A 12613-nucleotide genomic window follows, 5' to 3' on the forward strand; every position below is an offset into this window, starting at 1 on the left:
GATTCACTCGCGGCCTGGAAGTTTCTTCCACGCCACCTCGTTTCGCAAATAAACCGGCTCCGCTTTCTCCACGGCCACGGTTTTCCCCGCCGCCAGCAGGTAACAGGCTAACGGCAGCATATCCTCCGCCGCCGGCAATTCAATTTCGCCGCTGCTTAAGGTCAGTCCGCTCGCTTTCGCCAGATCCGGCCACGCCTGCCAGCCGGTGCCGACGGTGGCCCATTCGCCGGAAAGCTGTGCCAGCCGTTCGGCTACCGCTTCCGGTTTGAGCACCGCTTCCGTCTCTTCGCCATGCCAGATGCCCTGCTCGTCGCGCTGGTACTCGGCCCAGTAGACTTCGCCCATCCGCGCGTCAATAGCCGCCAGCACGCGGGTGGCGCCAGTTTTGCGCCAGGCGCCCTGCGCCATGGTGGCCAGCGTCGAAACGCCGATCATTGGCAGCTCAGCGCCCAGCGCCAGCCCCTGAGCGATACCGATGCCGATGCGCACGCCGGTAAAGCTACCCGGACCGCGGCCAAAGGCCAGCGCGTCCAGCTCGGTCAGCGTGGCGCCGCTCTCGGTGAGGACCTCCTGCACCAGCGGCAGGATACGTTGGGTATGTTCGCGGGGACAAATTTCGAAATGAGCACTAAGGGTGCCATCATTCCACAGCGCCGCGGAGCAGGCCTCTGTGGCGGTATCGATAGCCAAAATTCGCATGGGTGGTCACGCTCTCGTTACATAGTTCAGGCCTTCAGGCAGCCTGTTTTCCGGCAAACGGCCAACCCGCCGCCATACCGCCCGAAGTCTATTGGGAACCGCTAATTAACAAAATGGCGCGCAGCTTAACACATTTTAGTGCGGATTACCTTGCCGGCGGCACGGCGAGGAAGCGCACCGCCCGGCGGATATCGCGGGTCCGCGGCGCGGGCGGCAGGCTGGCCAGGAACACCGCGCCGTAGGGGCGCATCACCAGCCGGTTGTCGCAGATCACCAGCACCCCGCGATCGTCGATATCGCGGATCAGACGCCCCACCCCCTGTTTGAGGGTGATGACGGCTTCCGGGAGCTGTACTTCATCGAACGGATCGCCGCCGCGCAGCCGACAATCTTCCATGCGCGCTTTCAGCAGCGGGTCGTCCGGCGAAGTAAACGGCAGCTTATCGATAATCACCAGCGACAGCGCATCACCGCGCACGTCGACCCCTTCCCAGAAGCTGCTGGTGGCCACCAGCAGGGCGTTGCCGGCGCTGACGAATTGCTGCAGCAGTTGGCCTTTGCTGGTTTCCCCCTGCAGCAACACCGGTAGCGTCATGGTGGCGCGGAACTGCTCCGCCAGATCGCGCATCATGGCGTGCGAGGTACACAGCATAAAGCAGCGGCCGTCGTTGGCCTCGATCAGCGGCTTGAGCATCGCCGCCAGGTGGCGCGCCGCGCCAGGCTGGTTCGGCAGCGGCAGATTGCGCGGCACGCAGAGCAGCGCCTGATGTTGATAATCAAAGGGGCTCGGCAACAGCAGGGACTGCGCCTCGTCGATCCCCAGCCGGGCAGTGAAGTGATGCAGATCGTCGTTGACTGACAGCGTCGCCGAGGTAAAGATCCAGCTTCCCGACTTCTGCGCCATCACCTCTTTAAACTTCTCGGCCACGGTCAACGGCGTCAGGGCGAGAGTAAAGTGGCGCGAGGTGCACTCATACCAGTAGCTGTAGCCCGGCTGGTTAATCTCTTTCAGCCGCTTTAAGCGCCCGCGATAGAGGGTGGCGCGCTCAAAGGCGGCATCGAGCAGCGCCGAGCGGCCCAGCGAAAGTTTGGCGACGTCATAGCATAGCTCGAGCGCGTCATCGAGCAGCAGCAGCGCGCGCTGAATGTGGCTATCCGCCAGCAGTTCGCGCAGATTGCCGCGATAGCCGGGATCCCCCAGCTGCAGGCGAAAATCCTGAGCGCTTTGCGCCAGCCGGTCGGCGCATTTTTGCAACTGCTGGGTGTCTTTCAGTTCGGTGCGGTAGGCAATGGTGATGTCTTTCGCCAGATCCAGCAGCTGGCGGCTGGAGAGCGACTGACCAAAGTACTGACTGGCGATATCCGGCAACTGATGGGCTTCATCGAAGATCATCACTTCCGCCTCGGGGATCAGCTCGGCAAAGCCGCTCTCTTTGACCACCATATCGGCCAGGAACAGGTGATGGTTGACCACCACCACGTCGGCGTCCATCGCTTTTTTACGCGCCTTCACCACGAAGCAATCTTTATACAGTGGGCAGTCGCTACCGAGACAGTTATCGTTGGTGCTGGTGACCAGCGGCCAGGCCTGGGAGTCTTCCGCGACGCTGGCGCAAGTGCTGATATCGCCATCCTGGGTTTGATTCGACCAGGAGCGCAGGAGGATCACATCGCTGAGGGTTTGTACCGGCAGATCGCCGCCCGCCAGCGCCTGCTGCTCAAGACGTTCAAGGCACAGGTAGTTGGAGCGCCCTTTAAGCAGCGCCAGTTTACCGGTGAATTTGAGCGCCTTGGCGACGGTGGGCAGATCGCGGCTATAGAGCTGATCCTGCAGCGCTTTCGAGCCGGTGGAGATAATCACCTTTTTTTTCGCCCGCAGCGCAGGCGCCAGGTAAGCGTAGGTTTTACCGGTTCCGGTCCCCGCTTCCACCACCAGCGGTCGGGAGGCCTCAATCGCTTCGCTCACCGCTTTCGCCATCTGGCGCTGCGGCTCGCGCGGCTTAAATCCCGGTATGGCTTTGGCTAACTGGCCGTCTGCTGCAAAATCGTCGATCACATTGCCCCCTGGTTATTTGGACAGTGATTATGTCAGGGAGGACGGCGTTTCGCCAGTCCAGGTAGTGACGCGAGCGGAACATTATGGCAGTCTTGCCGCAGCCGAATGGAATGCTCAAAGAGGAAAAAGAAATGACAATTACGCGTATTGATGCCGAAGCCCGTTGGTCAGACGTGGTGATCCACAACCAGACCCTGTACTACACCGGCGTGCCGGCAAATCTTGATGCCGACGCCTTCGAGCAGACCGCCAATACCCTGGCGCAGATTGACGCGGTGCTGGAAAAACAGGGCAGCGACAAGTCGCGTATTCTTGACGCCACCATCTTCCTCGCCGATAAAAGCGACTTTGCGGCGATGAATAAAGCCTGGGACGCGTGGGTGGTGGCCGGTCACGCCCCGGTGCGCTGCACGGTGGAAGCGACGCTGATGAACCCGCAGTATAAAGTTGAGATCAAAATTATCGCCGCGGTGTAATTAGTCGTCCTCATCTTCGTCTTGATCTTCATCCTCATCTTCAAAGCGCGCGACGATCTGCTCGCCGGTATGCGTTGCGCGCAGCTCTTCCGCCACCAGGGCAATCGCCTGGCCGCTGCTCATCCCCTGGGCCATTAGCTCATGGATACGTTCGACCGCTTTTTGCTGTTGCTCGTGGCTCAGCGAAGGTAAACCTGCAAACATCTTTTACTCCTGCTACATTGTGGGGCGTAATTATTTCACGCCGTCCCCGCCTACGCCAGAGGGACGGCAACGTTCAGGATCGAGAAAGATGTTGTCCCCCGCGATTATTACCCTTCCCTGGCGCCCGGATGCGGCCGAACACTATTTTGCGCCGTTAAGCGCCCTTCCCTGGGCGATGCTGCTGCATTCCGGCTTTGCCGACCATCCGCATAACCGCTTTGATATTCTGGTAGCTGCCCCGCGCGCCACGCTGCTGACGCGCGGTGAACAGACGTGGGTCGATGACGGCGAAACCGCTTTTGTCTCCGCGGAAGATCCGCTGCAACTGCTTCAACAGCAGTTGGATCGTCAGCCGTTCACGCCGCAGCCCCGTGACGATCTGCCGTTTCTTGGCGGCGCGCTGGGACTATTCGGGTACGATCTGGGCCGTCGCTTTGAGCGTCTCCCTTCGCACGCCCAGGCCGATATCGCGCTGCCGGATATGGCGGTGGGGATCTATGACTGGGCGCTGATTGTCGACCATCAGCGCCAGCAAATTTCGCTGCTCAGCTATGACGATCCGCAGCAGCGCCTGCAGTGGCTGCAGGCGCAATCCCGTCCGGCGATGAAACCTTTCGCCCTGACCTCTGCCTGGCAGTCAAATATGAGCCGCCAGCAGTACGGCGAGAAATTTCGCCAGGTGCAGGCCTATCTGCACAGCGGCGACTGCTATCAGGTCAACCTCGCCCAGCGTTTTCAGGCCCGCTACGTCGGTGATGAATGGCAGGCCTTCCGCCAGCTGAATACCGCCAACCGCGCCCCCTTTAGCGCCTTTATTCGCCTCGAGGAAGGGGCGATTTTAAGCCTGTCGCCGGAGCGCTTTATTCAGTTGCGCCAGGGAGAGATCTAGACGCGCCCGATAAAAGGCACCCTGCCACGGCTCGATTCGCCGCAGGAAGATGCGCGGCAGGCTGAGAAGCTGGCGAACTCCCCGAAAGACCGCGCCGAGAATTTAATGATTGTCGACCTGATGCGCAACGACATCGGCCGCGTCGCCGTGCCGGGCAGCGTGCGGGTACCCGAGCTGTTCGTGGTGGAGCCGTTCCCGGCGGTCCATCATCTGGTCAGCACCATCACCGCCCGCTTACCGGCGATGCTGCACGCCAGCGATCTGCTGCGCGCCGCCTTCCCCGGGGGGTCTATCACTGGCGCCCCGAAGGTCCGGGCGATGGAGATTATCGATGAACTGGAACCTCAGCGACGTAACGCCTGGTGCGGGAGCATTGGCTACCTGAGCTATTGCGGCAATATGGATACCAGCATCACCATTCGCACCCTGACGGCCTGGCAGGGGCAACTGTATTGCTCCGCTGGAGGCGGTATCGTCGCGGACAGCGAGGAAGATGCGGAATATCAGGAAACTTTTGATAAAGTTAATCGTATCCTGCACCAACTGGAGAACTAGACCATGGCGGACCACGCCCTCAATCTGGATGATTTTCTGTCCCGCTTCCAGCTGCTGCGCCCCCAGCCTTCGCGCCATGCGCTCAATCAGCGGCAGGCGGCGGTGCTGGTGCCGATCGTGCGCCGGCCGCAGCCCGGCCTGCTGCTGACCCAGCGTTCGCCGTTGCTGCGCAAGCACGCCGGTCAGGTCGCCTTTCCCGGCGGCGCGGTAGATAATACCGATGCGACGCTTATCGCCGCCGCCCTGCGCGAAGCCCAGGAAGAAGTCGCGATCCCGCCGGAAGCCGTCGAGGTGATCGGCGTTCTGCCGCCAGTGGACAGCGTCACCGGTTTTCAGGTGACGCCGGTGGTGGGCATTATCCCCCCCAATCTGCACTATCATGCCAGCCAGGACGAAGTCTCCGCAGTATTTGAGATGCCCCTCGCCGAAGCCCTGCGTCTGGGGCGCTACCATCCGCTCGACATCCACCGTCGGGGCAACGATCACCGCGTCTGGCTCTCCTGGTACCAGCATTATTTTGTCTGGGGAATGACCGCCGGGATCATTCGCGAGCTGGCGTTGCAGATAGGCGCTCGACCTTAGCTATACTGATTATGAGAGGGCGCTCTCACTATTAGTAAAATCGCGGTTATCCATTAGTTTAATTCATGTGAATAGTTCAACTGGCAGCGCGCTTCCCTCTTACACTATGCGCAGTTATTACATCGTTACCGCACCCGCGGTAACCCTGTCAGGAGTATTATCGTGATTAGTCTATTCGACATGTTCAAGGTGGGGATTGGTCCCTCATCTTCCCACACTGTTGGCCCGATGAAGGCCGGTAAACAGTTCGTCGATGACCTGGTCGAAAAAGGATTGCTTAATGCGGTGACCCGTGTGGCGGTTGACGTCTACGGCTCGCTGTCATTAACCGGCAAAGGCCACCATACGGACATCGCCATTATCATGGGACTGGCGGGCAATCAGCCCGATACGGTCGATATTGACGCGATCCCGGCATTTATCCGTGACGTCGAGGCGCGCGGCCGACTGCTGCTGGCCAACGGCCAGCACGAGGTCGACTTCCCGGCGGATGACGGCATGCGTTTTCGCAGCGACAACCTGCCGCTGCACGAAAACGGCATGACCATTCATGCCTGGGCCGGCGAGAAAGAGATCTACTGCAAGACCTATTACTCGATTGGCGGCGGCTTTATCGTCGATGAAGAGCACTTCGGCAAAGAAAACGCCAACGAATTGCAGGTGCCCTACCCGTTTAAATCGGCGCAGGAAATGCTGGCGTATTGTAAAGAGACCGGCCTGTCGCTCTCCGGGATGGTGATGCAAAACGAGCTGGCGCTGCACAGCAAAAAAGAGATCGAGGACTATTTCGCCAACGTCTGGCAGACCATGCGCGCCTGTATCGACCGCGGGATGAACACCGAAGGCGTGCTGCCTGGTCCGCTGCGCGTGCCGCGTCGCGCCTCGGCGCTGCGTCGTCTGCTGGTGGCCAGCGATAAGCTCTCCAGCGATCCAATGAATGTCGTTGACTGGGTCAATATGTTCGCACTGGCGGTCAATGAAGAGAACGCCGCCGGCGGTCGCGTGGTGACCGCGCCGACCAACGGCGCCTGCGGCATCGTTCCGGCGGTACTCGCCTATTACGACCACTTTATCGAATCCGTCAGCCCGGAAATTTATATCCGCTACTTTATGGCCTGCGGGGCGATCGGCGCGCTGTACAAGATGAATGCCTCCATTTCCGGAGCGGAAGTCGGCTGTCAGGGTGAAGTAGGCGTTGCCTGCTCGATGGCGGCGGCGGGCCTGGCTGAACTGCTCGGCGCCAGCCCGGAACAGGTTTGCGTGGCGGCGGAGATCGGCATGGAACACAACCTCGGCCTGACCTGCGACCCGGTCGCCGGCCAGGTGCAAGTGCCATGCATTGAACGTAACGCCATCGCCTCCGTCAAGGCAATCAACGCCGCGCGAATGGCGATGCGCCGTACCAGCGAACCGCGCGTCTCGCTCGACAAAGTGATCGAGACCATGTACGAAACCGGTAAAGACATGAACGCCAAGTACCGCGAAACCTCCCGCGGCGGCCTGGCGATTAAAGTTCAGTGTGACTAAACTGTTCGTCACCCCCTGCGCCCGCAAAGCGCGCAGGGGGATAACCCTGGTGACTGAAATCTCCCTGATGCGCCTTCAACGGCGCATTTTCTTTTTTCTATACCTGGCGATATTCTGCCACTACAATTGCTCTATTAAATAAGCCACGCTTAACCACTCGTCCTGTCGACAGGGTGTCGCACATGCAGACTGCACAAAAAGTCATTACGGCCTATCGTCGCAAACGCATTATTGTCTGCCTGCTGGTAGCCCTGCTAACCCTGGGTACCACCTTAGCTATCCGATTTATTTCACAGCGTAGCGTAAATGAAGAGTACATTCGCACTGCCGCCAGCCAGCGGGTCACGGCGCTGGATAACATCCTACGTCCGCTGAGCGCAGAGCGGGCGACGCTACTCTCCCTGGTCGACAAACCCTGCATGGATATTCATCTTACGCTACGCAAAATGGCGGCCTCGCTGCAGACGGTCCGCTCCGTCGCGCTGGTGGCGTCAGGGATGATCTACTGTTCCAGTATCTTTGGGCAACGACAGGCGGATCTGCACCAACTGCAGCCCGCGCTTCCGGCACGCCACCCCTTACTGCTCTTTTCTACCGACAATTCGCTGCTCAAAGGCACACCGGTGCTGATCCAGTGGTATCCGGCCTCGGAAAGCGGCTTCGACGGCGTGATGTTAATTGTCAATATCGAACTGCTGGGAACCTTAATTCTTAAAGAAAAATCGCCCCTGATCAGCGACGTCAGCCTGCAGGTCGGCGACCATTATTTTATCAGCGGACTCGGCCTGATTGACAAAGCGCACGCCCCGCAAGCGTCGGTGATTTATCGCCAGCGCTCCACAGAATTTCCCTTTACCATCAATATTAACGGTCCGGGCGCCGCGACTATCGCGCTGGAGGAGCTGCCCGGTGAGCTGCCGCTGGCCCTCATCTTCAGCCTGTTGATGACCGGCATCGCCTGGCTGGCCACCGCCGGCAGAATGAGTTTCTCGCGAGAGATAAGTCTCGGCATCACTGCCCGGGAATTTACCCTCTGGTGCCAGCCGCTGCAGGATGCGCGCAGCGGACGCTGCTGCGGGGTGGAGATCCTGCTGCGCTGGAACAACCCCCGCCGCGGCGAGATTTCGCCCGAGGTATTTATTCCCATCGCCGAAGGGGACAATCTGATTATTCCCCTCACCCGCTATGTGATCGCCGAAACCGCCCGCCGCCTGGACGCCTTCCCCAGCGAGCCGCATTTTCATATCGCGATTAATGTCGCTGCCCGTCACTTTGCACACGGTTTGCTGCTGCATGACCTGCACAATTACTGGTTTAGCGTCAATCCGGTACAACAGCTGGTGGTTGAACTCACCGAACGTGATGTCCTGCAGGATGGCGACCAGCACATGGCCGAACATTTGCATTTAAAAGGGGTCCAGCTGGCGATAGATGATTTTGGCACCGGTAACAGCTCGCTCTCGTGGCTGGAAAAACTGCGGCCGGACGTGCTGAAGATCGACCGCTCGTTTACCAGTTCCGTCGGAATAGACAGCGTCAATGCCACGGTGACGGATATTATTATAGCCCTCGCCGACCGTCTGAATATCGTTACCGTGGCCGAAGGGGTGGAGACGCTGGAGCAGGAAAGCTATCTCCGGGGCCACGGCGTCGATGTGCTGCAGGGATTTTATTATGCCCGGCCGATGCCGATAGAGGCGTTTCCGGCGTGGCTGGCAGACAGAGAGGGGCAGAAAAGCGAGGGGGGAGAATAGCTCGCCGGCCACAGGGGCCGACGAGCAGGGCAATTACTCTTCTTCGTCGCTCAGCGGACGGGTGACCACCGCGCGGACCAGGTCGACCCGGTAATCATTCGCTTCCACCACGGTAAACTGCAGCGGCGGTAGCGACACGGTGTCGCCAATGCGCGGGATATGGCCATTGACAGCGATCACCAACCCGGCCACCGTGGCAATATCCTCATCTTCATTGACCAGCGCATCCAGTCCAAGCGCCTGCTGCAGCGCATGCAGGTCGGTCGAGCCTTTGATCAGCCAGCCATCGCCGTCAATGACGATCTCCGGCGTCTCATCGGCATCCGGGAATTCACCGGCGATGGCTTCCAGGACGTCCAGCGGCGTCACCAGCCCCTGTACCATGCCAAACTCGTTGGTCACGATGACAAAGCTGCCGCGCGCGCGGCGCAGAACGCCGAGCAGATTGATCGGGTCCAGCGTTTCCGGGACGACAATCGCCGGGGAGGCAGAGGCCAGCGCCGCAACGTTTTCGCCCGCCTCAAGGGCCACCAGCAACTCTTTCGCCCGCACGATACCGATGATTTCATCCAGCTCTCCGCGGCAGACCGGGAACAGACTGTGCGGCGACGAGAGCAGCTGACGACGAATTTCGTCATCACTCTGTTCGGCGTCGACCCAGCTGATTTCACCGCGCGGGGTCATAATACCGCGCAGGGAGCGCTGGGCCAGCGTCAGCACGCCGTTAATCATGTAACGTTCTTCTTCGGCAAACGCCCCTTCCGGCACCGGTATGGCTGCCGGGCTGTCGGCGTCATGGCTGACGGAGGTCTGTTTCCGGCCGCCCATCAGGCGCAGGATCGCATCCGCGGTACGGGCACGCAGCGGCAGCGTCGACTGATGTCGGACAAAGTTGCGTCGCGCCACCTGGTTAAAGAACTCGATGATGATCGAGAAACCGATCGCCGCGTACAGATACCCTTTCGGAATATGGAAGCCAAACCCTTCCGCCACCAGGCTCAGGCCGATCATCAACAGGAAGCTCAGACAGAGCACCACCACCGTCGGGTGCTGGTTGACAAAGTGCGTCAATGGCTTCGACGCCAGCAGCATCATGATCATGGCGATCACCACCGCCGCCATCATCACCGGCAGATGGTTAACCATCCCGACCGCCGTGATCACCGCATCCAGAGAGAAGACGGCGTCCAGCACCACGATCTGCAGTACCACCACCCAGAAACTGGCATACCCTTTACCGTGACCGCTATCGTGCTGGCGGTTTTCCAGCCGCTCATGCAGTTCAGTCGTCGCCTTAAACAGCAAGAAGATCCCGCCGAGCAGCATGATAAGGTCGCGCCCGGAAAAGGATAAATCAGCGATAGTAATCAGCGGCTTCGTCAGGGTCACCATCCAGGAGATCACCGACAGCAGCCCCAGGCGCATCACCAGCGCCAGCGACAGGCCGATCAGTCGCGCTTTATCGCGCTGCTTCGGCGGCAGTTTGTCCGCCAGGATGGCAATAAACACCAGGTTGTCGATACCGAGCACAATCTCCAGAACGATAAGCGTCAACAGGCCAGCCCAGATTGAGGGATCCATTAACAATTCCATGTACGACTCCGGTTAGCGGCAAGCTGAGTCATCGCCATGTCATGCATGGGCGCGACAATAGGTGCTGAGAGAAAAGCGTGATGCGTGGAGGTGGCAACCAGGTGCCAGAAAGTGAAAAGACGTCGATGACGGTCCATACTGCGGGCTATGCCCTATACTCCTGAGTAATTAAACGGAAGTTAAACATAGCAAAATATAGATCGAAATTGGAAAAAATTTACCTGAATTTGCAATAACTAAGGCTATTTTTTGCGCTGCAAAATTATTACCAGGCGATGCCTGATTAACGGATCTTCATCACATTAATTATTTTTTCACTGTCTAAAATAATTCGCGGTAGTAACTATTTTCTATCTTACACCCTAACTGAATCGATTTTGTCCTCAAGAGTGATTCAGGATGTATCAAAGCAGATGATGCATTCACGATAATAAAGGAGGTAGCAAGTGACGATTGCTATTGTAATAGGCACACATGGTTGGGCTGCAGAACAGCTGCTGAAAACAGCAGAGATGCTGTTGGGCGAGCAGGAAAACGTTGGCTGGATCGATTTCGTTCCGGGTGAAAACGCCGAAACGCTGATCGAGAAATACAATGCCCAGTTGGCAAAACTGGATACCAGTAAAGGCGTGCTATTTCTCGTCGATACATGGGGAGGCAGCCCGTTCAACGCTGCGAGCCGCATTGTCGTCGATAAAGAGCATTACGAAGTTATCGCTGGCGTCAACATCCCGATGCTGGTGGAAACCTTCATGGCCCGCGATGATGACCCTTCGTTTGATGAACTGGTCGCCTTAGCGGTGGAGACCGGTAGCGAAGGCGTGAAAGCGCTGAAGGCCAAACCGGTGGAAAAAGCGGCTCCCGCGCCAGCCCCTGCCGCGGCGCCAAAAGCCGCCGCGCCGGCCAAACCGATGGGCCCGAACGACTACATGGTGATTGGCCTCGCGCGCATTGACGACCGCCTGATCCATGGTCAGGTCGCCACCCGCTGGACCAAAGAGACCAACGTCACCCGCATCATCGTCGTCAGCGACGAAGTGGCCGCGGATACGGTGCGCAAAACCCTGCTGACCCAGGTTGCACCACCGGGCGTCACCGCCCACGTGGTGGACGTCGCCAAAATGATCCGCGTTTACAACAACCCGATGTACGCCGGGCAGCGCGTCATGCTGCTGTTTACTAACCCGACCGACGTTGAGCGTATCGTCGAGGGCGGCGTGAAAATTACCAGCGTCAACATCGGTGGTATGGCGTTCCGCCAGGGCAAAACCCAGGTTAACAACGCGATTTCGGTCGATGCCAAAGATATTGAGGCGTTTAACAAGCTGAACGCACGCGGTATCGAGCTGGAGGCACGTAAAGTGTCCACCGACCCGAAACTGAAAATGATGGATCTGATCGCCAAGGTTGATAAATAACCCGGCCGATCGCGCCCCAGTTTTCACTTTAAGACTTAATCAACAGGAGAAGTACAATGGAGATTACCCTTCTTCAGATTGTGCTGGTGTTCATCGTCGCGTGTATTGCGGGTATGGAGTCGGTGCTTGATGAATTTCAGTTCCACCGTCCTCTGGTCGCTTGTACGCTGATCGGTGCCGTTCTCGGCGATATGAAAACCGGTATTATCATCGGCGGTACGCTGGAAATGATCGCTCTGGGTTGGATGAACATCGGTGCGGCGGTTGCACCTGATGCCGCGCTGGCGTCCATTATTTCCACCGTTCTGGTTATTGCCGGCCATCAGAGCATCGGTGCCGGTATCGCGCTGGCTATCCCGCTGGCGGCGGCAGGCCAGGTGCTGACCATTATCGTTCGTACCATCACCGTAGCCTTCCAGCACGCGGCAGATAAAGCGGCGGAGAATGGCAACCTGACCGCCCTGTCGTGGTTGCACGTCTCGTCCTTGTTCCTGCAGGCGATGCGTATCGCTATCCCGGCCGTCATCGTCGCCATTTCCGTCGGTACCAGCGAAGTCCAGGGCCTGCTGAACGCGATCCCTGAAGTGGTCACCAGCGGTCTGAACATCGCCGGCGGTATGATCGTGGTTGTCGGTTATGCGATGGTCATCAACATGATGCGCGCAGGCTACCTGATGCCGTTCTTCTACCTCGGCTTCGTCACCGCCGCCTTCACCAACTTCAACCTGGTAGCCCTGGGTGTGATTGGTGCGGTCATGGCTATCCTCTACATCCAGCTGAGCCCGAAATATAACCGCGTCGCCGGTGCGCCGGCTCAGGCGGCTGGTAACAACGATCTCGATAACGAACTGGACTAACAG

General features: G+C 58.8%; 10 protein-coding genes and 1 pseudogene. 7 read left to right on the forward strand and 4 right to left on the reverse strand.

Annotated elements, in window-relative coordinates; translation table 11 throughout:
* Positions 1 to 3: 3 nt before the first annotated feature.
* Positions 4 to 699 (reverse strand): tRNA (adenosine(37)-N6)-threonylcarbamoyltransferase complex dimerization subunit type 1 TsaB, encoded by a 696-nt coding sequence (gene tsaB, locus HMPREF3142_RS17745; protein ID WP_023340395.1) that lies wholly within the window; start codon positions 697 to 699, stop codon positions 4 to 6.
* A gap of 145 nt (positions 700 to 844) precedes the next feature.
* Entirely contained in the window at positions 845 to 2755 is a 1911-nt protein-coding gene (locus tag HMPREF3142_RS17750; RefSeq protein ID WP_008804295.1) for an ATP-dependent DNA helicase, read from the reverse strand.
* 131 nt (positions 2756 to 2886) lie between these two features.
* Between HMPREF3142_RS17750 and HMPREF3142_RS17755 the strand changes: the two genes are divergently transcribed.
* On the forward strand, positions 2887 to 3231 hold the full coding sequence (locus HMPREF3142_RS17755; RefSeq protein WP_002910910.1) for a RidA family protein: 345 nt from the start codon (positions 2887 to 2889) through the stop codon (positions 3229 to 3231).
* Here the strand turns inward: HMPREF3142_RS17755 and HMPREF3142_RS17760 are convergent, their stop codons facing one another.
* A complete protein-coding gene (locus tag HMPREF3142_RS17760; protein ID WP_008804294.1) occupies positions 3232 to 3435 on the reverse strand; it encodes a YoaH family protein in 204 nt (67 codons plus the stop codon).
* An 88-nt stretch (positions 3436 to 3523) separates the two neighbouring features.
* Between HMPREF3142_RS17760 and pabB the strand changes: the two are divergent.
* From pabB to HMPREF3142_RS17780, 4 genes and pseudogenes are all read left to right on the forward strand, one after another.
* A pseudogene (pabB, locus tag HMPREF3142_RS17765) lies at positions 3524 to 4879 on the forward strand (aminodeoxychorismate synthase component 1).
* A 3-nt stretch (positions 4880 to 4882) separates the two neighbouring features.
* Positions 4883 to 5461 carry a CoA pyrophosphatase gene (locus HMPREF3142_RS17770; RefSeq protein WP_008804292.1) on the forward strand — a complete coding sequence of 193 codons (579 nt, stop codon included), beginning with the start codon at positions 4883 to 4885 and terminating at the stop codon, positions 5459 to 5461.
* Positions 5462 to 5623: 162 nt separating this feature from the next.
* Positions 5624 to 6988, forward strand: a complete 1365-nt coding sequence (gene sdaA / locus HMPREF3142_RS17775) for an L-serine ammonia-lyase (RefSeq protein ID WP_004151445.1) — start codon at positions 5624 to 5626, stop codon at positions 6986 to 6988.
* A gap of 182 nt (positions 6989 to 7170) precedes the next feature.
* Positions 7171 to 8742, forward strand: a complete 1572-nt coding sequence (locus HMPREF3142_RS17780) for an EAL domain-containing protein (RefSeq protein ID WP_044613568.1) — start codon at positions 7171 to 7173, stop codon at positions 8740 to 8742.
* 33 nt (positions 8743 to 8775) lie between these two features.
* Here the strand turns inward: HMPREF3142_RS17780 and yoaE are convergent, their stop codons facing one another.
* Positions 8776 to 10335 (reverse strand): CNNM family cation transport protein YoaE, encoded by a 1560-nt coding sequence (gene yoaE, locus HMPREF3142_RS17785; protein WP_070612264.1) that lies wholly within the window; start codon positions 10333 to 10335, stop codon positions 8776 to 8778.
* 446 nt (positions 10336 to 10781) lie between these two features.
* Here yoaE and manX point away from each other — a divergent pair, with 446 nt between their 5' ends.
* Both manX and HMPREF3142_RS17795 read left to right on the forward strand, forming a co-directional pair.
* Positions 10782 to 11753 (forward strand): PTS mannose transporter subunit IIAB, encoded by a 972-nt coding sequence (manX, locus tag HMPREF3142_RS17790; protein WP_008804289.1) that lies wholly within the window; start codon positions 10782 to 10784, stop codon positions 11751 to 11753.
* A 56-nt stretch (positions 11754 to 11809) separates the two neighbouring features.
* Entirely contained in the window at positions 11810 to 12610 is an 801-nt protein-coding gene (locus tag HMPREF3142_RS17795) for a PTS mannose/fructose/sorbose transporter subunit IIC (protein WP_004203359.1), read from the forward strand.
* Positions 12611 to 12613: the final 3 nt, after the last annotated feature.

This window comes from Klebsiella sp. HMSC16C06 (assembly GCF_001808325.1).
Classification (GTDB): Bacteria; Pseudomonadota; Gammaproteobacteria; order Enterobacterales; family Enterobacteriaceae; genus Klebsiella; species Klebsiella variicola.

Bases quoted from the DNA above. Each gene is read 5' to 3' on its own strand.
- HMPREF3142_RS17755 (WP_002910910.1), top strand. From the start codon at position 2,887: ATGACAATTACGCGTATTGATGCCGAAGCCCGTTGGTCAGACGTGGTG.
- HMPREF3142_RS17770 (WP_008804292.1), top strand. From the start codon at position 4,883: ATGGCGGACCACGCCCTCAATCTGGATGATTTTCTGTCCCGCTTCCAG.
- HMPREF3142_RS17760 (WP_008804294.1), bottom strand. From the start codon at position 3,435: ATGTTTGCAGGTTTACCTTCGCTGAGCCACGAGCAACAGCAAAAAGCG.
- tsaB (WP_023340395.1), bottom strand. From the start codon at position 699: ATGCGAATTTTGGCTATCGATACCGCCACAGAGGCCTGCTCCGCGGCG.
- HMPREF3142_RS17795 (WP_004203359.1), top strand. From the start codon at position 11,810: ATGGAGATTACCCTTCTTCAGATTGTGCTGGTGTTCATCGTCGCGTGT.
- HMPREF3142_RS17780 (WP_044613568.1), top strand. From the start codon at position 7,171: ATGCAGACTGCACAAAAAGTCATTACGGCCTATCGTCGCAAACGCATT.
- yoaE (WP_070612264.1), bottom strand. From the start codon at position 10,335: ATGGAATTGTTAATGGATCCCTCAATCTGGGCTGGCCTGTTGACGCTT.